The organism is Paraconexibacter sp. (assembly GCF_059438195.1).
This window is the reverse complement of the sequence record NZ_JBLKKY010000008.1, coordinates 69,028-88,705: the sequence shown is the minus strand read 5'-3', so window position 1 is coordinate 88,705 and position 19,678 is coordinate 69,028. Positions and strand designations below refer to the sequence as shown.

The 19,678-nt window shown below is 74.7% G+C and carries 16 protein-coding genes; 3 read left to right on the top strand and 13 right to left on the bottom strand.

All coding sequences use genetic code 11. The features are described from left to right. Positions 1-6: 6 nt before the first annotated feature. The 5 genes from folP to ACME2J_RS04820 form a co-directional block, all read right to left on the bottom strand. Positions 7-912: a dihydropteroate synthase gene (folP, locus tag ACME2J_RS04840; RefSeq protein WP_495543744.1), complete on the bottom strand. Its 906-nt coding sequence runs from the start codon at positions 910-912 to the stop codon at positions 7-9. Further along, entirely contained in the window at positions 909-1,685 is a 777-nt protein-coding gene (locus ACME2J_RS04835; RefSeq protein WP_495543743.1) for a RibD family protein, read from the bottom strand. Before ACME2J_RS04835 ends, folP begins: the two co-directional genes overlap by 4 nt. After that, positions 1,670-3,385 carry an RNA polymerase sigma factor gene (locus tag ACME2J_RS04830; RefSeq protein ID WP_495543742.1) on the bottom strand — a complete coding sequence of 572 codons (1,716 nt, stop codon included), beginning with the start codon at positions 3,383-3,385 and terminating at the stop codon, positions 1,670-1,672. Before ACME2J_RS04830 ends, ACME2J_RS04835 begins: the two co-directional genes overlap by 16 nt. A 48-nt stretch (positions 3,386-3,433) precedes the next feature. Beyond that, on the bottom strand, positions 3,434-5,344 hold the full coding sequence (locus ACME2J_RS04825) for a hypothetical protein (protein WP_495543741.1): 1,911 nt from the start codon (positions 5,342-5,344) through the stop codon (positions 3,434-3,436). Positions 5,345-5,473: 129 nt separating this feature from the next. Next, positions 5,474-7,192, bottom strand: a complete 1,719-nt coding sequence (locus tag ACME2J_RS04820; protein ID WP_495543740.1) for a glycerol-3-phosphate dehydrogenase/oxidase — start codon at positions 7,190-7,192, stop codon at positions 5,474-5,476. Positions 7,193-7,273: 81 nt separating this feature from the next. Here ACME2J_RS04820 and ACME2J_RS04815 point away from each other — a divergent pair, with 81 nt between their 5' ends. Next, a complete protein-coding gene (locus tag ACME2J_RS04815; protein ID WP_495543739.1) occupies positions 7,274-8,071 on the top strand; it encodes a hypothetical protein in 798 nt (265 codons plus the stop codon). 44 nt (positions 8,072-8,115) lie between these two features. After that, positions 8,116-9,192, top strand: coding sequence for an SDR family oxidoreductase (locus ACME2J_RS04810; protein ID WP_495543738.1), 1,077 nt, complete (start codon positions 8,116-8,118; stop codon positions 9,190-9,192). A gap of 34 nt (positions 9,193-9,226) precedes the next feature. Here the strand turns inward: ACME2J_RS04810 and ACME2J_RS04805 are convergent, their stop codons facing one another. Then, entirely contained in the window at positions 9,227-9,841 is a 615-nt protein-coding gene (locus tag ACME2J_RS04805; protein WP_495543737.1) for a TetR/AcrR family transcriptional regulator, read from the bottom strand. A 123-nt stretch (positions 9,842-9,964) separates the two neighbouring features. On the opposite strand from ACME2J_RS04805, the gene ACME2J_RS04800 reads away from it, so the two are divergent. Continuing rightward, positions 9,965-11,434 carry an MFS transporter gene (locus ACME2J_RS04800; RefSeq protein ID WP_495543736.1) on the top strand — a complete coding sequence of 490 codons (1,470 nt, stop codon included), beginning with the start codon at positions 9,965-9,967 and terminating at the stop codon, positions 11,432-11,434. A gap of 79 nt (positions 11,435-11,513) precedes the next feature. Here the strand turns inward: ACME2J_RS04800 and ACME2J_RS04795 are convergent, their stop codons facing one another. The 7 genes from ACME2J_RS04795 to ACME2J_RS04765 form a co-directional block, all read right to left on the bottom strand. Next, complete coding sequence (locus ACME2J_RS04795) at positions 11,514-12,947, bottom strand: NAD(P)(+) transhydrogenase (Re/Si-specific) subunit beta (protein ID WP_495543735.1); 1,434 nt, start codon at positions 12,945-12,947, stop codon at positions 11,514-11,516. Further along, positions 12,947-13,312: an NAD(P) transhydrogenase subunit alpha part 2 gene (locus ACME2J_RS04790; RefSeq protein ID WP_495543734.1), complete on the bottom strand. Its 366-nt coding sequence runs from the start codon at positions 13,310-13,312 to the stop codon at positions 12,947-12,949. The genes ACME2J_RS04795 and ACME2J_RS04790 overlap by 1 nt, the downstream gene beginning before the upstream one ends. Beyond that, positions 13,312-14,442 carry a Re/Si-specific NAD(P)(+) transhydrogenase subunit alpha gene (locus ACME2J_RS04785; protein WP_495543733.1) on the bottom strand — a complete coding sequence of 377 codons (1,131 nt, stop codon included), beginning with the start codon at positions 14,440-14,442 and terminating at the stop codon, positions 13,312-13,314. The genes ACME2J_RS04790 and ACME2J_RS04785 overlap by 1 nt, the downstream gene beginning before the upstream one ends. A 98-nt stretch (positions 14,443-14,540) precedes the next feature. Further along, on the bottom strand, positions 14,541-16,121 hold the full coding sequence (locus ACME2J_RS04780; RefSeq protein ID WP_495543732.1) for a prenyltransferase/squalene oxidase repeat-containing protein: 1,581 nt from the start codon (positions 16,119-16,121) through the stop codon (positions 14,541-14,543). Between the two features lie 49 nt (positions 16,122-16,170). Further along, on the bottom strand, positions 16,171-17,826 hold the full coding sequence (locus tag ACME2J_RS04775) for an ABC transporter ATP-binding protein (protein WP_495543731.1): 1,656 nt from the start codon (positions 17,824-17,826) through the stop codon (positions 16,171-16,173). Continuing rightward, positions 17,823-18,704, bottom strand: coding sequence for an energy-coupling factor transporter transmembrane component T family protein (locus ACME2J_RS04770; protein ID WP_495543730.1), 882 nt, complete (start codon positions 18,702-18,704; stop codon positions 17,823-17,825). The genes ACME2J_RS04775 and ACME2J_RS04770 overlap by 4 nt, the downstream gene beginning before the upstream one ends. Continuing rightward, complete coding sequence (locus tag ACME2J_RS04765) at positions 18,701-19,678, bottom strand: DUF4430 domain-containing protein (RefSeq protein WP_495543729.1); 978 nt, start codon at positions 19,676-19,678, stop codon at positions 18,701-18,703. The genes ACME2J_RS04770 and ACME2J_RS04765 overlap by 4 nt, the downstream gene beginning before the upstream one ends.

Genomic DNA, 19,678 nt, shown 5'->3' with positions numbered 1-19,678 from the left:
TCGCCGTCAGGCCCTGATCCACTTGAGCCGGTCGTCGTCGCGGTCGACGTCCGGGACCTCGTCGTCGCCGTCGAGCACCCGCTTCACCGCGAGGAAGTCCCGCGCCGCCGCGACGTCGTGGACGCGGACGATCGCGGCCCCCGCGTCGGCGCTCCAGCCGACGGCGGCGAGCGTGCCGGCGAGACGCTCGTCGGGGGCGCGTCCGGTGATCGCGCCGATGAAGTACTTCCGGGACACGGCGAGGAGGAGCGGGAGCCCCGTCGCGCGCAGCGTCCCGATGTCACGCAGGGAGGCGACCGTCTCCGCCGGCGTCTTCGCGAAGTCGGGGCCGGGGTCGAGCACGAGCTGCTCGTCGCGGACGCCCCGTCGGCGCGCGACCTCGACGCGATCGGCGAGGAAGGACGCGACGTCGGCCGCGACCTCGCCTCCGTAGTCGGCGAAGTGCACCTCCTTCGGCGCGGCACGCGTGTGCATGAGGACGAGGGCGGCGCCGGTCTCGGCGCACATGTCGGCGAACGACGCGTCCCGGAGGCCGCTCACGTCGTTGAGCATCGCCGCCCCGGCGTCGAGGACGGCGCGCGCGACCGGAGCCTTCCACGTGTCGACGGAGACCGTGATGCCCTCGGCGACGAGGCGCTCCACGAGCGGGAGGACGCGCTCGATCTCGACCTCGGCGTCCGTCACCGCGGTGTAGGTGACCCCGGACTCCCCGCCGACGTCGATGATGTCCGCGCCGTCCCGCACGAGCGCGAGCGCCCGCTCGACCTGGGCGTCGAGCGTCGTCGTCCGCGTCGCGTCGGAGAACGAGTCGGGGTTGGCGTTGACGATCCCCATGAGGAGAGGCCGGCCCGGGGAGGGCTCGACCACGCGGTCGCGGAGTCGCAGGCGCGGGGCGGCGTGACGATCGGTCATGACGGTGCGGGTACGTAGCGGAGGAAGAGATGGTCCCCGGCGCGGTGGACGTCCCGCAGCTCGAGGTCGACGCCGGCGTCGCCGAGGATGTCGCCCTCGAGGAGGGTGATCGCCTCCCCGGCGACGAGCTTCGGCGCGAGCGTGAGCAGGATCTCGTCGAGCCGCCGCTCGGCGACGAGCGCCCGCAGGAGGGCCGGTCCCCCTTCGCAGGCGACGCCCCGCACGCCCCGGCGCGCGGCGAGGTCGTCGAGCACTGCGCCGAGGGTGAGGTCCTCGAGGCGCCGGACCTCGACGTCGGCCCCGCGGCCGGTGAGCCGGCCGCGCGACTCCGTGTAGACGACGACGGGGACGCCCTCCTCGGCGAGGAGCGGGACGTCCTCCAGGCCGCCGTCGAGGTTCCGCGAGACCGTGACGACGACGGGATGCGGCGACCGTCCCTGCGCCTCGCGGTGGGTGCGCTGGCCCGGGTCGAGCAGCGTCCTGTAGCGCTCGGCGGCGAGCGTCCGCGAGCCGACGAGGATCGCGTCGGCCCCGGTGCGCAGCTCGCGCAGCAGGTCGCGGTCGGCCGGGTTCCCCAGCCCGACGGACCGGTCGGTCACCTGCGCCCGCCCGTCCGCCGACATGATCATCGCCGCGACGACGGCCGGAGCGGCGCCGTCCGCGCGCTCGCGCAGCCCGAGAGCGGCGACGACCTCCCGCGCCGTCCGCGCCGAGGCGGCGGCACCGAGCGGTCGGAGGCGGGCGTCGTCGTCGGCGCTCACCCGCGCGGACACGCCGCCGTCACGGTCGTGCAGGTCTGCGTCGTCCCGCCCTGCGTCGTCGTCGAGCCGCCGGGCGCCGTCGGCTCCCGCGGAGGCGGAGCGGGCTCCGTCGGCGGAGGCGTCGGGTCCGGGGCCGGAGGCCTCGGGTCCGGGGGCGGCGGGACCGGCGCGGGCGGAGGGGTCGGCGTCGGGACGGGCGCCGGCGGCGGGGTCGGCGCGCTCGTCGTCGTCGGCGGCCGCGTCGTCGTCGGGGGCCGCGTCGTCGCGGGAGGACGCGTCGTCCCTCGGTCCGGACGGGCGGTGCTCGTCGGCCGGCGCACCGGCGCGCTCCGCGACGGCGCGAACGGGGCCGGAGCGGGAGACGCGGCCGGCGCCACCGTCGGCGCGACGGTCGGCGCCGCGCCGCGGCGGGCGGCGGACGAGGTCGAGCGACGGCGGGACGTCGAGCGCGCGGTCGTCGAGGCCGTCGCCGCGGTCGCCGCCGCCGGGGCGGGCAGCGCCCCGAACTCGGCGCCCCTGACGAGCGGTTGAGCGGGCGCGGGGTCCTCGGGCGGGTCGTCGCCCCCGATGACGATCGCCGAGCCCGCCCCGCCGAGCAGGAGGAGGACCGCCAGCATCCCGAGGACGAGCGTCCGGCGGCGGCGACCGGCGTCCTCGGGGCCGGCGCCCTCCGGTGTCGCAGCCCCCGCGCCCACGAGGACAGCGCCACCGTCGTGGTCCTGCGCGCCGTCGGCGTCGTCCTGCGCGCCGGCCGCGCCGGCGCCGGGCGCGACGGGGGCGGGCGCGAAGGTCCCGGACGACCCGGGCGAGGACGCCGACCCGGGCCCGCCGTCGGCTCCTCCCCCGTGCCCCGGGCGCTCGATCCCGCTCCAGTCCGCGCCGACGAGCTCGCCGGCGCGGGCGACCGTCTCGCGGAAGAGGAAGGCGGCCGGGAGCACGGGCGTCCAGGCGCGGTAGGAGAGGCCGGCCTCCTCCATCGCCTCGACCGAGACCCGGCACGTGTCGCAGTCCCCGAGATGCGACTCGAGCCAGCCGCGGTCCGCGTCGTCGGAGAGCTGGCCGTCCTGGCGCATCGCGATGAGCGGCAGCGCGCGCTCGCAGTCGTCGGAGTGCGTCGCGACCGAGGCGAGTGCGCTCCCCCGCAGCTCGTCGCGCAGCTTGATCCGCGCACGCGAGATGAGCTGGGCGACCGAGTTGCGGTTCATGTCCATGACGTCCGCGATCTCGTCGTAGCTCATCTCCTCGAGCTCGCGGAGGACGAGGACCTCGCGCTGGCGGTCGGGGAGGCGCGCGTTCGCGGCGCGGACCGACTCCTGGACCGAGCCGAGCATCGCCGAGCGCTCCGGGTCGACGTCGAGCGGCGCGCCGTCGCCGAAGGCGGGGGCCGCCGTGGCGACCGGGCCCCCCTCCCCCATCTCGTCGACGAGGTCGACCTTCTTGCGGCGGCCGATCACGTCGTAGCTCGCGTTCCGGGCCGCGGTGAACAGGTAGGCGCCGAAGTTGAGCTCGCGGTCGCCGAGCTTCGGGAGGCGCTGCAGGACCTTGAGGAACGCCTCCTGCGTCGCGTCCTGGGCGTCCTGCTCGCTGCCGAGGAGGCGATGGCAGAACGTGAAGATGCGCTGCTCGTAGCGGTCGTAGAGGCGCGCGAACGCCTCGCCGTCGCCGTCGGCGGCAGCGCGGGCGAGCCCAGCGTCGTCAGGGCCCCCAGGCATGGCTCGGATGCTACCTCCGCCGCCATGTCGTCCCAAGGGCCATGACGCCTACTTGATGCGCAGCCGTCGCTTCACGACCGTCGCGTTGCCTGCCTCGTCCGTCGCGCTCACGCGCAGCGTGCGGGTGCCCTTGCGGTAGCGGTGCGCGAGCGTGAACGAGTTGTCGCCCCGCTTCGTCACGGTGCGGGACCCGTCGCCCCACTGGACGCGCACGTGCTTCATGCCCGACGCCCGCTTGCCGTCGTCGGAGGCGTCGCTCGCGCGGACCCGGACGCGGAGCCGCGCGCCCGCCTTGCGCTCGCCGAGGACCTTCACCTCGAGCTTCGGGTCGGTCGCGTCGACGCGGAGGTTGCGCAGCTCGGTCCGCTCGGTCTGGCCGCGGCGGTCGGTCGCGATGACCCTCCACCGGTGGAGGCCGTCGTCGAGCTTCTTGCTCGACTTCACCTCGGTGTCCTGGGTCGTCGCGACGATCTCGCCGTCGACCTCGACCTGGTACGTGAGGCGCCCCCACAGCTCGAAGGACTCGAGCCAGTTGAACTCGGGTCGCTGGAAGCGGCGGAAGCTCGTCGTCGTCGTCCCGCGGAAGTCGCCGGGCTCGCGGTCGAAGGTCGCCGACACGAGCCGCCGCCCGTCGGGCGCCTGCTGGACGGTGAGGATCACGACGTCGCCGGCGCGGTTGCTCGCCGCCTCGAGACCGGCCTCGACGACGACCGGGCCGAGCTCGGGCCGGGAGAGGAGGACCTCGGCCTCGGGCGAGCCGACGTCGCGCGCCCCCGGATCGAGGAACCACTGGCGGGCCCGGACGACCGATGCCCCCGGGCCGCCGGCGATCGAGGCGATGACGCCCTTGCCGGTCTCGGGGAACGCCGCGTCCGGCTTGGACTCGATGCCGGCGCCGCCGTCGACCGGGCGCGGCGCGGCCGGCTCGTCGTCGTAGATCGGCGTGACGATCGTCGCGTTCGACCCCGTGCGCGCCGAGACGACGAACCCGGCCCCGCGCCCGCTGAGCGCGACGCGCGGGTCGGTGGAGCCCTCCGCCGTGGGGAACGCGAGGCCGTCGATCGCGTACGGCGTCTCGAAGAGCGAGCCGACGAGCCGGCGGGTGATCGTGCGGGTGCGCGGGATCGCGCCGTCGAGGAACCGCTGGCGGAAGACCGCCCACGCGTAGCTCGAGTCGTCCTCGATGTCGACGTCGGGGAGGTCGGCGTCGAGCGCCGGGCGGCCCTCGAGCGAGGGCATGGTGAGGTCCTGCGGGAACGAGGAGAGCCGGTCGCCGATGACCCGCCGCGCGACGACGTGGGACCGGCCGTCGGCCGCCGTCTCACCCCACATGACGAGGGCGGAGCCGTCGGCGGCGACCGCCGTCCGCGAGCGCTTCGTCCCGTCACCGGCCTCCTGCGCCGGGTTGAGGTCGAGGATGTCGGGGAGGAGGCGGAAGCTCACGCTCTTGCGATCGAGGCGCGCGACGCGGACGTCGGACGGCGAGCCGCCGGGCGCGGTGAACGAGACGTAGCCGACGCCGTGGATCGACATGTCCGCCGAGGGGTCGCGGGCGCCGCTGGCGATCGGCGCGGCCGGCGTGAACGCCGGCGCGTCCACGTCGAGGACGCGGGTGTAGAGGGTCCCGCCGGTGACGAACGCGACGGCGACGCGCCCGCCGTCGGCGACGGCGACCGTCGCGTCGGTGGCGTCCCCGGGGAGACCGGCGTCCATCGGGATCGGGACGTCCCACGCCCCGCCCACGAGCCGCGCGACGTAGGTGCGGGCGATGCCGCCCTCGCGCTTGCGGTAGACGACGGCGCCCGTGCCGTCGCGGGCGACGTCGAGCCCCTCGATCTCCTCGATGTTCGCGGGCCCGTCGACCGGGTCGCCGGGGAAGAACCCGGCGCTCGCGCCCGCCGGGAGGGCGAGGGCGACGGCAGCGGTGAGGGCGGTGATGGCGGTGGTGCGGTGCGTCATCGTTCTCGTCAGAGCGTCTCCACGACCGCCCGTCGGGCGGTCTCGTCGTGTGAGGAACTGCGTCACCCTGTCATGTGCAGCGGTCGAAGAGAGCCGGTTCGCACGGACAACGGCCTGTCGCCCCGGGAATTACGCGCCCGCGACGATCCCCTCGGCCGCGGCCTCGTCGAGGAACCGGCGGGCCTCCTCGGCGGCGCGATCGTCGCTCCAGCCGAGCTCGGGCGCCATCGCCCTCGCGACCCGCAGCGCCGTCGTGCCCGACGGCTCGGCCACCGAGCGGGCGGCGGTGAGGCCGAGCCGGGTCCGCCGCAGGAGGACGTCCGCCACGCTGCGGGCCTGCTCGCGCCGGGCCGCGTGGACGACCTCGGCGAGGAGGTCGACCGGCGCGCCCGGATGGGCCGGGCCGTCCTCGACGACGGGCTGCGCGAGCTCGCCGCGCTCGCCCGCGATGCGCAGGACGTCGTGCGCGACGTGGCCGTAGCGCCCGGCGAGCTGCTCGTAGGCCGCGTCGGGGACGCCCTCGAGGCGCGGGAGCTCGTCGGCGCCGACGGCGAGGCCGAGCGGGATCTCGTGCGTGCGGCAGGGGGCGTCGCGCGCGTCGCGCTCGACGAGGCGGTCGACGGCCATCTTCGCCATCCGCCGCCACGTCGTGAGCTTCCCGCCCGTGATCGTGATCATCCCGCTCGAGGTCTCGTAGAGCTCGGCCTTGCGCGAGATGTCGACCGACTTCCCGCTGTCCCCGGTCGAGATGAGCGGACGGACGCCGGCGAACGCGCCGGTGATGTCGCCGACGCCGAGCGACGTCCCGAAGAAGCCGTTCGTCGCGTCGAGGAGGTACTCGAGGTCCTGCTCGGCGGGGCGGATGTGGTCGAGGTCGGCGTCGCCGTCGTAGTCGTTGTCCGTCGTGCCGATGAGCGTCGAGCCGAGCCACGGGAGCGCGAAGATCGTCCGGCCGCCCCCCGCGGGCACGATCGCGCCGCTGACGAGCGGCACGTCCCGCGAGGACAGCGTGATGTGCGTGCCGCGGCTCGGCCGGATCACCGGCACCTCCGCCTCGTCGTGCAGCTCGCCGGGACGCAGCCGGTCGGCCCACACGCCCGTCGCGTTGACGACGTTCTCCGCGCGCACGGAGAACGTGTCGCCGGTCGCGACGTCGCGGACCTCGACGCCGCGGGCCTTGCCGCCCTCCTCGAGGAGCGATGTCACCTCGAGCCCGTTCGCGCAGACGGCGCCGAAGCGCTCGGCCTCGGCGAGGACGGTGAGCACGAGGCGGCTGTCGTCGGTCTGGCAGTCGTAGAAGAGGTAGCCGGAGGTGGGCTCGCGGCCGGCGAGGGCGGGGAGACGCTCGACGACCTCGTCGCCGTCGATGACGCGATGGCGATCCGGCGCCCAGTCCGCGATGCCGTCCCCGTCGAGGTCCTCCGCGCCGACCTCCCCGCGACCGCGGCGGCCCCGGCGGCCGCGGAGCTTGTCGATCGACATGACGTCGTAGAGGTTGAGGCCGACCCCGACCTTGAGGTCGAGGCGCTCGCCCGCGAAGCCCGCGACGACGAGGGGCAGCGGCTTCACGAGGTGCGGCGCGAGCCGGACGTTGATCTGGCGCTCGAGCAGCGCCTCGCGGACGAGCCCCAGATCGAAGTTCTGCAGGTAGCGAAGGCCGCCGTGGACGAGCTTCGAGCTGCGGCTCGACGTGCCGGACGCGTAGTCGGCCTTCTCGACGAGGGCGACGCTGTAGCCGCGGGCGGCCGCATCGAGGGCGACGCCCGCCCCCGTGATGCCGCCCCCGACGACGACGACGTCGAACTCCTCGGAGGCGAGGGCGGCGAGGGCGTCGGCGCGCGCGATCACCGGCCCGAGTCTAGTCGGTGGGATCCGCGGAACGGCGCCGCGACGGGCCGGTCTCAAGATCGCCGAGGCGCCTGCCGATGGGTGAGCAGGGGCGCCCACGACCGCAGGGAGACCGCTTTGCGCCGCCGCACTGCCCGCACGCTCGCCATCACCACGCTCACGACGGCCGCGGTCGCGGTCCCGGCTGCCGGCGCCGTGGCCGCGGAGCGCGAGACGCGCCTCGCCGGGCTGCCGCTCCCCGATGCGGGGCAGGTCGTCTCCGGCCTCACCGGCACGACGACGATCGGGCAGATCCTCACGCAGACGACCGACCGGATCGAGGCGGCGATCGACGCGGTCCTCGAGGACGTCCTCGCCGGCAGCGCCCTCGGGGGGATCCTCGGCCCGACCGCCGGAGGCGGCGGCGACGCGGGCGGCCTCCTCCCCGCCGACGCGCTCGAGAGCCTCCTCGTCACGCTCGGCATCCCCGCCGCGAAGGCGCCCGCACCGGGCGAGGCCGTCGAGGTCGACGCGCGCGCTCCCCAGGTGGCGGTGAAGCTGAGGACGACGAAGCTGCGCAACACGGGCCGTGACGGCCGCCTCAAGCTCCTCGTCACCAGCGACGAGCCGGGGGTCGTCGCGCTGCGCAGCGCGATCCGGCCGGGCAAGGCCCGCGCGCGGCGCTTCAAGACGGGCCACTCGCGCAAGCTCATCCGCGTCCCGGCGGTGACGCTGGGCTTCAAGCGGGCCGGGTCGCTCAAGGTGACGATCAAGCTCTCGAAGGGCGCCCGCCGGACGCTCGCCCGCGCGCGCGACATGCGGATGTCCGTCGCGGTGGTCGCCGCCGACGCGGCGAAGAACCAGGAGGCGACGCGGGTGAAGCGGCGCCTCCGGCGCTGACCGAGCGGTCAGGACGGCGCGCGGCGGGGTAGGGTGCCCGCCCCATGACCGCGACGATCCTCCTCACCGGCTTCCCCGGCTTCATCGGCGCCCGGCTCGTCCGCCGGCTCCTCGCCGACGACCCCGATCTCCAGGTCGTCGCTCTCGTCGAGCCGCGCATGGCGGGGCGGGCACGCGCGGAGGCGAGCGCGATCTCCGAGCGGATCGTCGTCGAGCAGGGGGACATCACGGTCCCGCGGCTCGGGCTCACCGAGGCGCGCTACCGCGGTCTCGCGGACACCGTGACCCGCGTCATGCATCTCGCCGCCGTCTACGACCTCGCGGTCGGCGCCGCTCTCGCGGAGTCGGTCAACGTGCGCGGCACCGAGAACGTCGTCGCGTTCTGCCGCGACTGCCGGTCGCTGGAGCGGCACGAGTACGTGTCGACGGCGTACGTCGCCGGCCGCCGCTCCGGGCGCGTCCTCGAAAGCGAGCTCGCGGCCGGCCAGACGTTCAAGAACCACTACGAGGCGACGAAGTTCGCGGCCGAGGTGGTCGTGCGCAACTCGATGGACGAGGTCCCGACGGCGATCTACCGCCCCGCGATCGTCGTCGGCGACTCGCGGACCGGCGAGACGGCGAAGTTCGACGGCCCGTACTACGTCCTGCGCTTCCTCTCGCTCCTCGACCGGCTCCACCTGCCGCTCCCCCAGTTCGGGAGCCGGGAGGCGACGTTCAACGTCGTCCCCGTCGACTTCGTCGTCGACGCGCTCGCCACGGGGGCGCGCGACGGCCGCCTCACCGGCGAGACGCTCCACCTCGTCGACCCCGAGCCCGTCGCCGCCGCGGAGCTCGTCCGGATCCTCGCCTCCGAGCTCACCGGACGCGCGCCGCGCGTCCCGCTCCCGACCTCGGTCATGGAGCGCTCGCTGCGTTTCGCCGCCGTGCGCAAGCTGCTCGCGGGGACGCCACGCGAGTCGATCGTCTACCTCAACCACCCCGTGACGTTCGACACCTCGCGGGCGACTGCGCTCCTCGGCGCCCATGGCCTGAGGTGCCCGCGGTTCCCGCAGTACGCCGCGACGGTCGTCCGGTACTTCCGCGAGCACGAAGACGACCCGGCGCTCACGCCGGCGCGGTAGCGAGCGGGGTCCGGCGCGGCTCCGTGGGCGTCGCTCAGCCCGCGCGGAGCCCGTCGAGGAGGAAGCCGAGGAGACGGCGCCAGTCGCGCGGCTCTCCGGTCTCCGGGTCGACGACCTGCATCGCGCTGCCGAGCGCGCACATGAGCGTCGGCATGTCGCGGACGGTGAAGTCCGCGCGCATCTCACCGGACTCCTGCGCCGCCGCGATGAGGAGGGTGCCGTTCTCGGAGAGGCGACGGCGGGCGTCGACGGCGAGCTGGAAGCCCTCCGGCGTCACGGTCCACATGAGGCGCTGCTGAGCGACGTCGCAGGCCATCCCGTCGGCCGCTTCGCGGACGAAGCCGGTGAAGGCCTCCCACGCGCCCACCTCGTCGATGCGCCCGGCCCAGCGCGCAGAGCGGTCGCAGAGCTCCTCGAAGTGGCGACGGACGAGCTCGCCGAGGAGCGCGTCCTTGTCCTTGAAGTGCCGGTACACCGTGCCGATCCCGAGGCCGGCTCGCGTCGCGATGTCATCCATCTGCGCCTCTGCCCCGGACTCCGCGAGGACCTCGCGTGCCGCCTCGACGATCCGCTCGCGATTGCGGCGGGCGTCGGCGCGCAGCGGCCGATCCGGCGTCTGCGTGCTCTCCGTGACCGGTCGCGTGCCCATCCTGGATCGACCGTAGCACGACGTGCTTGACAAGCGGAACAGAAGTTCCGTATCTTGCCGCCGAAAGCGGAACCTCGATTCCCCTTCCTCGCTCCCCGCCCGCCCGCTCACGACAGGACGCCCATGACCGCCTCCGCCACCACCGACCGCAGGAAGTGGCTCGCCCTCGCCCTCCTCGCGATGGCGCAGTTCGTCGTCGTCCTCGACGCGTCGATCGTCAACGTCGCGCTCCCCTCGATCGGCGCGGCGCTCGACTTCGGAGCCGATGACCTCTCGTGGGTCGTCAACTCCTACACGCTCGTCTTCGGCGGCTTCCTCCTCCTCGGCGGCCGCCTCGCCGACCTCCTCGGCCCGCGTCGCATGTTCCTCGGGGGCATGATCCTCTTCGGCGCCGCGTCGCTCGCCGGCGGCTTCGCGCAGACCGACGTCCAGCTCGTCGCCGCGCGTGCGCTGCAGGGCCTCGGAGCGGCCATCATCTCGCCGGCCGCGCTCTCGATCGTGACGCGCACGTTCGCCGAGGGCCGCGAGCGCAACACGGCGCTCGGCGTGTGGGGCGCGGTGGCCGGCTCCGGCGGCGCCGCGGGCGTGCTCCTCGGCGGCGTCCTCACCGACTTCCTCTCCTGGCGCTGGGTCCTCTTCGTGAACGTCCCGATCGCGATCGCCGTCGCGCTCGCGACGCCCCGGCTCCTGAAGGAGTTCGCCCCGGACCGCGCGCGCCGCACCTTCGACGTCCTCGGCGCGGTGACGGTGACCGGCGGTCTCGCGCTCCTCGTCTACACGCTCGTCGACGCCGAGCAGGCGGGCTGGGCGTCGACGCAGACGCTCGTCCTCGGCGGGGTCGCGGTCGCGCTCCTCGCCGCGTTCGTCGTCGTCGAGCGTCGTCAGGACCGGCCGCTCGTCCCCTTCTCGATCTTCCGGCTGCGCACGCTGCGGGGCGCGAACGTCGCGGGGCTCCTCGTCGGCGCCTCGCTCTTCTCGATGTTCTTCTTCATCTCCCTGTACCTGCAGCTCGTCCTCGGGCAGGAGCCCCTCGAGGCCGGTCTCTCCTACCTCCCGCTCGCGCTGACGATCATCGCGGCGGCGGGGATCGCCTCGCAGCTCGTCACGCGCATCGGCTTCAAGCCGACGCTCATGACCGGCACGCTCTTCGTCGCCGCGGGCCTCCTGTGGTTCTCGCAGGTGTCCCCGGGCGGCTCGTTCACCTCCGACGTGCTCGGCCCGTCCCTCCTCGCCGCGGTCGGCCTCGGGCTGTCGTTCGTGTCCGTGACGATCGCCGCCGTGCAGGGGACGCGGCCGGAGGAGGCGGGCCTCGCGTCCGGGCTCATCAACACCGCCCAGCAGGTCGGCGGCGCGCTCGGCCTCGCCGTCCTGTCGACGATCGCGACGGCGCGGACGAACGACGTCTTCGACGAGGGCGTGAGCTCGCGGACGGTCGCCCTCACCGAGGGCTTCCAGTCGGCGTTCCTCGCCGGCTCCGGGCTCGCCCTCCTCGCCTTCGTCCTCGTCGGCGTCCTCATCAGCTCGAAGGACAGCCGCGCGCAGGTCGAGGCGGCGAAGCGCGGCGAGCCGCAGCCCGCCGCCGCCGCGGCCTAGCCCGCCAGGGAGCGCCGAACCGGATTCCTGGTGCGCCAGGGCGCCGCAGGAATCCGGTTCGGCCCCCCGGGGGCGGCGCCTAGAGCGCCTTGAGCTCCTCGGTGACGTGGGTGACGCTGTCCTTCGCGTCGCCGAACAGCATCGACGTCTTCGGGTTGACGAAGAGCGGGTTGTCGATGCCCGCGTAGCCCGAGCTCATCGACCGCTTGAGGACGATGACCGAGTGGCTCTCGTCGACGTTGAGGATCGGCATCCCGTAGATCGGGCTGTCCGGCTTCGACCGCGCGTCCGGGTTCGTCACGTCGTTGGCGCCGATGACGAGCGAGACGTCCGTGCGGGCGAACTCGCCGTTGATGTCGTCCATCTCCTTGAGCTGGTCGTACGGCACGTCGGCCTCGGCGAGGAGGACGTTCATGTGGCCGGGCATGCGGCCCGCGACCGGGTGGATCGCGTACTTGACCTCGACGCCCTTCTCCTCGAGCAGCTTCGCCATCTCGCGGACGGCGTGCTGGGCCTGGGCGACGGCCATGCCGTAGCCGGGAACGACGACGACCTGCCGGGCGTACGCCATCTGGATCGCGGCGTCCGCCGCGCTCGTGGAGCGCACGGTGCCGCCCTCCACGCCGGCGGGGCCGGCCGCCGCGGCGCCCGAGTCGCCGCCGAAGCCGCCGGCGATGACGCTCGTGATCGTGCGGTTCATCGCGACCGCCATCTGCTGCGTGAGGATCGTGCCCGACGCGCCGACGATCATGCCGGCGACGATGAGCGCCTGGTTGTCGAGCGCGACGCCCGCCGCCGCCGCGGCGAGGCCGGTGAACGCGTTGAGCAGCGAGATGACGACCGGCATGTCGGCGCCGCCGATCGGGAACACGAGCAGCAGGCCGAACACCGCCGACGCCACGAGCACGGCGACGATGAAGATCTCGTCCTGCGGCTCGGCGACGATCGCGACCGACGCCGCCAGCGCGATCCCGAGCATGAGCACCTGGGCCGGCAGCTGGAAGGCGCCGAGCGTGCGGGACTTGCCGTCGACGAGCTCCTGCAGCTTCGCGAACGCGACGTTCGACCCCCAGAAGGAGATCGACCCGACGATCGCCGAGAACATCGAGAAGATCGCGACGTAGGTCGGCTCGATCTCGAACGCGGCGGTCTCGCGGAACTCGGCCCAGGCGATGAGCGCGACCGCGCCGCCGCCCACGCCGTTGAACAGCGCGACCATCTGCGGCATCGCGGTCATCCTCACCTTCAGCGCCGCGGGCACGCCGATCGCGGTGCCGAGGACGAGGCCGATGATGATGAGCGCCGTGTTGTTGAACGGATCGACGAGCAGCGTCGCGATGACCGCGAGAGCCATGCCGACCGCCGCGATGCGGTTGCCGCGCACCGCCGTCTTCGGGCCGGTGAGGCCCGAGAGGCCGTAGATGAACAGCCCGAAGCTGATGATGTAGAGGACCGCCTTGAAGTTCGCGTCCGTGAGGAACGACGCGAGCGGCGCAGCGAGCACGTCACCCATCAGCGATCGCCCTCCCCGTCCGCGGTCGGCTTCGGCTTGTCCTTGAACATCTCGAGCATCCTGTCCGTGACGACGAAGCCGCCGATGACGTTGATGACCCCGAAGAGGAGCGCGACGAAGAGGATGATCGTCGTCCCGCTCCCGAGGTCCGAGCCCTCCGCGAGGAGGACGAGGCCGCCGAGCACGACGATCCCGTGGATCGCGTTCGTCCCCGACATGAGCGGCGTGTGCAGCGTGTTGGGGACCTTCGAGATGACGGCGTAGCCGACGAACCCGGCGAGCACGAGGATCGCGAGGTTCTGGACGAGGCTCCCCGCCTCCTCACCGGTGCCGGTGAGGGCGAGCATGGACTGCAGGGTCGACATCAGGCGGATCCCTCCACGGTCTTCTTCGCGCCGTCGTGCGTGATCTCCCCGTCCCGGGTGATGCACGCGCCGGCGATGATCTCGTCGTCGAAGTCGAGGCTCAGCTCGCCCTCCTCGCCGAGGAACAGCTCGAGGAGCGACTGGATGTTGCGGGCGTAGAGCTGCGAGGCGTGCTGCGGCATCTCGGCGGCGAGGTTGAGCGGCGAGACGATCGTCACGTCGTGCTTCACCGCGACCTCGCCGGGCTCGGTGAGCTCGCAGTTGCCGCCGGTCTCCCCCGCGAGGTCGATGATGACGCTGCCGGGCTTCATGCCCTCGACCGCCTCCGCGGTGACGAGGCGCGGCGCCGGACGGCCGGGCACGAGCGCCGTCGTGATGACGACGTCGAAGCCCTTCGTCTGGTCCGTGAGCGCCTGCTGCTGCTGCGCGCGCTCCTCCTCCGTGAGCTCGCGGGCGTAGCCGCCCTCGCCGGCCGCCTCGATCCCGAGGTCGAGCCAGTCGGCGCCGAGGGACTCGACCTGCTCGGCCGTCTCCGGCCGCACGTCGTAGCCCGCGGTCTTCGCGCCGAGCCGGCGGGCCGTCGCGAGCGCCTGGAGGCCCGCGACGCCGATGCCGAGCACGAGGACCTTCGCCGGCGGGATCGTCCCCGCCGCGGTCATGAGCATCGGGTAGAAGCGGCCCATGTGGTGCGCGCCGAGGAGCGCGGCCTTGTAGCCCGCGACGTTCGACTGCGACGAGAGCGCGTCCATCGACTGGGCGCGTGAGATGCGCGGGATCGCCTCCATGGCGAACGCCGTCACGCGCTTGTCGCGCAGCGCCTTCACCGTGTCCGCCGCCGTGAGCGGGGCGAGGAAGCCGACGAGGACGGTGCCGTCCCCGAGCTTGCCCACCTCCTCAGGCGTGGGAGGGGCGACCTTCACGACGACGTCGGCCGTCCACACCTTCGTGGCGTCCGACGTGACCTCGGCACCGGCCTCGGAGAAGACCTCGTCGGGGAGGAGCGCCGCAGCGCCCGCTCCGGACTCGACGACGACCTCGAGGCCCTTGCCGGTGAGCTTCTTGACGACCTCGGGGACGAGCGCCACTCGGCGCTCCCCCGCGACGGTCTCCTTGGGTACACCGAGCCGCATAGGGGGCGGCACGCTAGCCGAATCGTCTCCTGACACACCGTCCGGTCACCCCGGCCGTCCGGGGGAGGCGACCTCCCCCGGACGGCGAGAGACCGGTCTCAGCGCGGCGCGCGAATCGGGAGCGCCTTGCGCTCGAGAGCTGCGACCGCCTGCGCGGTCACCCAGACGGGATCCTGCTCGCTCGTCCGCGAGTAGCGGACGCTGCCGTCGGACTGCACCAGCGTGCGCAGATACGAGATCGGCGACCGTGATCCCTTCCGGCGCACCTTCGACGGGTCGCGCTTCGCCGCGACGAGCGCCTGGATCGCGAACGCCGTCGACTGCGCGTTCGACCGACTGCCGAGCCCGAAGCCCCCGTCCGACCGCTGCCGCCGGGTGATGTACCGGATGCCGTCGGCGACGGCGCCCTTCCTCGTGCTGCGCCCGGCGGCGACGAGCGCCTGAACCGCCGCGGCCGTGTCGTCGATCGAGCTGCGCGAGCCCCGGCGACCGTGACCCCAGCCGCCGTCCCGGTTCTGCTGCTCGGCGACCCACGCGGCCGCCCGGCGGACCACCATGTTCTTCTTGGACCGACCGGCGGCGCGGAGCGCGAGGATCCCGAACGACGTGAGGTTCGTGAGGCGGTCGAACGAGTGGTCGCGGTCCCGCTTGCGGAGCAGGTCCTTCACGAGGTCGCGGCCGCGGACGTCGCGGACGCCGCGGCCCGCCGCGCGCAGCGCGAGGATCGTCCGCTCGAGATCGCCCGTCGAGCGCACCGAGGAGACCCGCCGCTCGATGTAGGCGGTCGCCGAGTTGCCGTCCCGTCGCGTGCGGCTCGGCTCGCGCCCCGCGGAGGCGAGGCCCATGACGGCCCAGCCGGAGTAGAGCGGCGAGCTGCGCGCGGAGGGCGAGGAGCCGAAGCCGCCGTCGTCGTTCTGGGCCCGGCGCAGGTAGGACACCGTCTTGCTCGGGGCGTCGCTCGCCCGCGCGGTGGCGGCGTGCGCCTGCGGGGCGCCGACCGAGCCGGTCGCGGCGAGCGCAGCGACGAGGGCGGCGAGCGCGACAGCGAGGCCGGCGGCCGGGGCCGGGAGCGGCCGCCAGGTGATGTCGAAGCGCGCCCGGTACCGGCGCAGGACGCGAACGAGGAGCGGGCCGAACGCGAGGCAGAAGACGACGTTGCCGGCGGCATGCGCGACGTTGAACCACAGCGAGGCCGCGCTGATGGCGAGGAACTGGTCGAGCGTGTGGCTGCCGGAGAACGTCACCCACGTGCTGAAGTCGAGGATCGCGCCGTAGACGAAGCCCGCGGTCATGCACGCGATCGCGAGGGGCCAGCGCCCGAGGTCGCGTCCGCACGTCGCGGCGAGCACGGCGCCGAGGACGCCGACGAAGCCCCAGGCCCCCATCTGCCACGGCGTCCACGGTCCTTGCCCGAAGACGAGGTTCGAGGCGAGCGCGGAGACCGCGCCGATCGCGAATCCGGGGGCGCCGCCGAGGACGTAGCCCGCGAGGAAGATGATGTCGGTCGTCGGCTTCACGTTCGGCAGCGGCGCGAACGCGAGCCGGCCGAGCGCCGCGAGCGCGGCGACCGTCGCGACGAGGGCGAGCACCTTCGAGGACGGGTGCGAGCGCTCGTACCACGTGAACCCGGCGAGGAGCGCGAGCGCGAGGATCGAGAACGAGGCGAGGGTCCAGGTCATGCGGGTGCCTCCTGGGTCGGGGCGGGGCGGGACGTGAGGGTCGGCGCGCTCATGGGCGCACCTCGACGGGGGTCATGCGGCCGCGGAGCAGCTCCGCGCCTTCCTCGGGCCGCAGCGCGCGGCCGGCGCCGCCGAGCACGCGGGCGGTCTCGGTCGCGAAGTACCAGCCGCCCGCGAGGACGTCGCGGACGTCGGCGTCGGCGATCGGCCGGCCGTCCGCGAGGAGGACGACGCGCTCGGCGAACGCGGCGGCGAACTCGGCGTCGTGGGTCGCGACGACGACCGCGCTCCCCGTGCGGGCGATGCCGGCGAGCCGCTCGGCGAGGGCGCCCTTCGCCGCGCGGTCCATGCCGCGCGTCGGCTCGTCGAGCAGGACGACGGGAGGCGGCGGGCCGTCGCCGAGGACGATCGCGAGCGCGAGCCGCTGGCGCTGGCCGCCGGAGAGGTCGCGCGGGTGACGGTCCTCGAGCCCGCCGAGCCCGACCGCCGACAGCGCCTCGGGCGCGGCTTCGTCGCCGACGCGCTCGTGGAGGACGTAGTCGCCGGGGTGCTGGAGGAGGAGAGCGACGCGGCCCGCGGCGCGGACCCGCCCGCGGCTCGGCTGCTGGAGCCCGGCGGCGTGACGCAGGAGCGTCGACTTCCCCGCGCCGTTGCGTCCCATGAGGACGACCCGCTCCCCGGGCGCGACGGCGAGGTCGACGGCGCGGAGGATCGCGCGCCCGCCGTCGAGCTCGTGCCAGAGCCCGGAGATCTCGAGCGCCGGCGCCCCGCGCTCCGCCCCCGCGAGGACGCGGTCGCGCAGCCGCCCGAGCGGGGAGCGCCGGGCGGCGCTCGACGGCGGGCCGGCGGGCGCGACCGGCGCCTCGGCGTCGTCGGGGAGGAGGCCGTGCCCGCGCAGCGTCGCCCGGGCGGCCTTGACGCTCGCGGGCAGCGGACGCAGCCCGAGCCGCTCGAACATGCGCGCGCCCGGCGTGAGGAGCGCGGGGTGGTTCTCGGCCGCCCACGCGAGCGCCTCGGGCGGCGAGGCGTCGCAGACGATCCGCCCGCCGTCGAGGACGACGAGGCGGTCGGCGTGGGCGAGGCAGCGCTCGAGCCGGTGCTCGGCGAGGACGATCGCGGTCCCCCACTCCTCGTTGAGCCGCCGCAGCAGCCAGACGAGCTCGTCGCCGGCGACGGGGTCGAGCTGGGAGGTCGGCTCGTCGAGGAGCACCACGCGGGGCCGACCTGCGAGCGCGGCCCCGAGCGCGACCCGCTGGAGCTCTCCGCCGGAGAGCTCGTGGGTCGAGCGGTCGAGGAGCGACTCGATGCCGAGGGCGAGCGCGGCCTCCTCCACGCCCCGGGCGACGGCCTCGGGCGCGTGCCCGCGGTTCTCGAGCGGGAAGGCGAGCTCGGCGCGGACGGTGCCGAGGAGGCTCTGGGACTCCGGGTCCTGGAAGAGGCTGCCCGCGACCGCGGAGACGTCGGCGGCGCCGTGCTCACGGGTGTCGAGGCCGCCGACGACGAGGCGACCGCCGAACTCGCCGCCGTGGAAGTGCGGCACGAGCCCGCCCGCGGCGCGCAGCAGGGTCGACTTGCCGCTCGCGGAGTCGCCGGCGAGGACGACGAACTCCCCCGGCCCGACGGTGAGCGTGACGTCGTCGAGCGCGGGCCGCTCGGCGTCGGGATAGCGGTAGCTGACGCCCTCGGCACGGAGCACGGCGCTCATCGCTCGATCCCCCGGCGGTCGAGTCCCGGCAGGGCGGCGACGAGGGCGACCGTCATCGCGAGCGCGATCTCGGGAGCCCCGGCCGGAGCGTCGAGCTCGGGGTACGCGGTGAAGTCGCCGACGCCCGCGAGGCGTCCGCCGACGAGGAGCGCCGCGATCGCCGCCCCGCAGACCGCGTAGGCGAGGTCGTGGCGCGACCAGGGCCGCGGGGGCCCGGCCCCGGCCCGCCGCGCCGCCGGGGTGCCGTAGCCCCGCACCTCGAGCGTCGCCGCGACGTCGATCGCGCGGTCGAGCGCCCCCGAGGTGACGGCGCGCAGCACCGCGACACGGGCGCGCGTCCCGGTCCCTCCCCCGTCCGGCCGGCAGCGGCGGGCGAGGTCGAGCCGGCGCGCGTCGCGGGCGAGGACGGGGACGGTCCGGGTCGCGAGCGCGGCCGTGAGCCCGCTGCGCAGCGAGACGCGACGGAAGATCCGCAGCAGCTCGTCGGGGTCGACGGCCGCGGCGAGCACCGCGCAGGCGAGGATCACGACGGCGACGCGGGCGCCGAGGACGAGGCCGTAGACGAGCGCCTCGAGGGTGACGTCGATCCGGCCGAGGGGCGGCAGCTCGCCGAGCCGCGCGACGACGGTGAGCCCCTCGCGGACGACGATGGCGTTGACGAGCGCGAAGAGGAGCGCGAGCGGCACCGCGAGGAGCGCGGCCCGGCGCACGGCGTCGAGCACGCCGGCGCCCGCGGCGACGAGCACGACCGCCGCGGCGACGCCCGCGAGGACGATCGGGTTCTCGACGAGGCCCGCGAGCGCGAGGACGAGGCAGAACGGCGCAGCGACCGAGGCGCGGGTCGCGTGCAGAGGGCTCGCGATCCGGCGGTAGGTCATGGCGTCGTCGCCGTCCCCTCGGCGTCGTCGGCGGCTTCGACCTCGGGGAGCGGCACGTCGCCGCCGGGCGTGACGGCGAGCGCGAACGCCCGGTCGAGACGCGCCTCGCTGAGCGCGCTCGTCGCCGCACGCAGGCCGGCGGCGTCCGTCCCGGTGACGACCCAGACGGGCGCCTCGTCCTCGATCCGGGTCGCCGCGATGAGGCCGGTGCCGGGGCCGAGCGTGCGCGTCACCCGTCCTCGCGGATCGAGCGCCTCGATCGTGCGGCCGTCGGCGGCGATCCGCGCGAAGACGCCGCTCTCCTCCGGGCCGCTCTCGAGACGGCGCGCGACTCCGTCGGCCCGCACGGCCTCCCAGGGCCCGACGAGGACGCGCAGGGTCTCGCGGGCGAGCGACGTCCGCAGGCCCCCGCTGCCGGGGGCGATGCCGACCTCGACGAGCCGGTCGCGCACGGCGCCGCACTCGGGGCTCTCCGTGACCGGGCACTCGACGCGCACGGGAAGCCGCCGGCCCTCGAACCCGCGGACGAAGGGGTCGGGGAACGCGCCGACGACGGCGGGAATCGTGGACGTCACGCCCCAGTCGTGGTGGTCCCACCAGACGCGGTCGCCCTCGCGCAGCTCGTAGGAGGCGGCGCCCTCCTCCGCGGCGACGCCGTTGACGAAGTAGAACCAGTCGACGGGGCGGCCGTCCTCCTCGCCCCCGGAGATGCCGTCGATCGACTGGACGAAGCCGCCGCCGTACCGGGTCTCGACGTCGGCGTTGCGCTGCAGGAGCCTCATCGCCGTGTCGGTCCCGGGCGCCTCGGTCTCGTCGATGCGCTCGATGAGACGCTGCCCGAAGTCCTGCGTGACGGTGAGGCGGGTGTCGGTGGCCGGCGTCCCCGCCCCGAGCCCGCAGGCCACGAGGGTCGCGCTCGCGAGGAGCGCGAGACAGGCCGCGGCGGCGCGGCGCATCGGAGCGGGGGCGGGCAT

Coding starts and splice junctions, on each gene's coding strand:
- folP (WP_495543744.1), bottom strand. CDS start 912: ATGACCGATCGTCACGCCGCCCCGCGCCTGCGACTCCGCGACCGCGTG.
- ACME2J_RS04830 (WP_495543742.1), bottom strand. CDS start 3,385: ATGCCTGGGGGCCCTGACGACGCTGGGCTCGCCCGCGCTGCCGCCGAC.
- ACME2J_RS04825 (WP_495543741.1), bottom strand. CDS start 5,344: ATGACGCACCGCACCACCGCCATCACCGCCCTCACCGCTGCCGTCGCC.
- ACME2J_RS04810 (WP_495543738.1), top strand. CDS start 8,116: ATGACCGCGACGATCCTCCTCACCGGCTTCCCCGGCTTCATCGGCGCC.
- ACME2J_RS04805 (WP_495543737.1), bottom strand. CDS start 9,841: ATGGGCACGCGACCGGTCACGGAGAGCACGCAGACGCCGGATCGGCCG.
- ACME2J_RS04800 (WP_495543736.1), top strand. CDS start 9,965: ATGACCGCCTCCGCCACCACCGACCGCAGGAAGTGGCTCGCCCTCGCC.
- ACME2J_RS04795 (WP_495543735.1), bottom strand. CDS start 12,947: ATGGGTGACGTGCTCGCTGCGCCGCTCGCGTCGTTCCTCACGGACGCG.
- ACME2J_RS04790 (WP_495543734.1), bottom strand. CDS start 13,312: ATGTCGACCCTGCAGTCCATGCTCGCCCTCACCGGCACCGGTGAGGAG.
- ACME2J_RS04785 (WP_495543733.1), bottom strand. CDS start 14,442: ATGCGGCTCGGTGTACCCAAGGAGACCGTCGCGGGGGAGCGCCGAGTG.
- ACME2J_RS04780 (WP_495543732.1), bottom strand. CDS start 16,121: ATGACCTGGACCCTCGCCTCGTTCTCGATCCTCGCGCTCGCGCTCCTC.
- ACME2J_RS04775 (WP_495543731.1), bottom strand. CDS start 17,826: ATGAGCGCCGTGCTCCGTGCCGAGGGCGTCAGCTACCGCTATCCCGAC.
- ACME2J_RS04770 (WP_495543730.1), bottom strand. CDS start 18,704: ATGACCTACCGCCGGATCGCGAGCCCTCTGCACGCGACCCGCGCCTCG.
- ACME2J_RS04765 (WP_495543729.1), bottom strand. CDS start 19,678: ATGCCCGCCCCCGCTCCGATGCGCCGCGCCGCCGCGGCCTGTCTCGCG.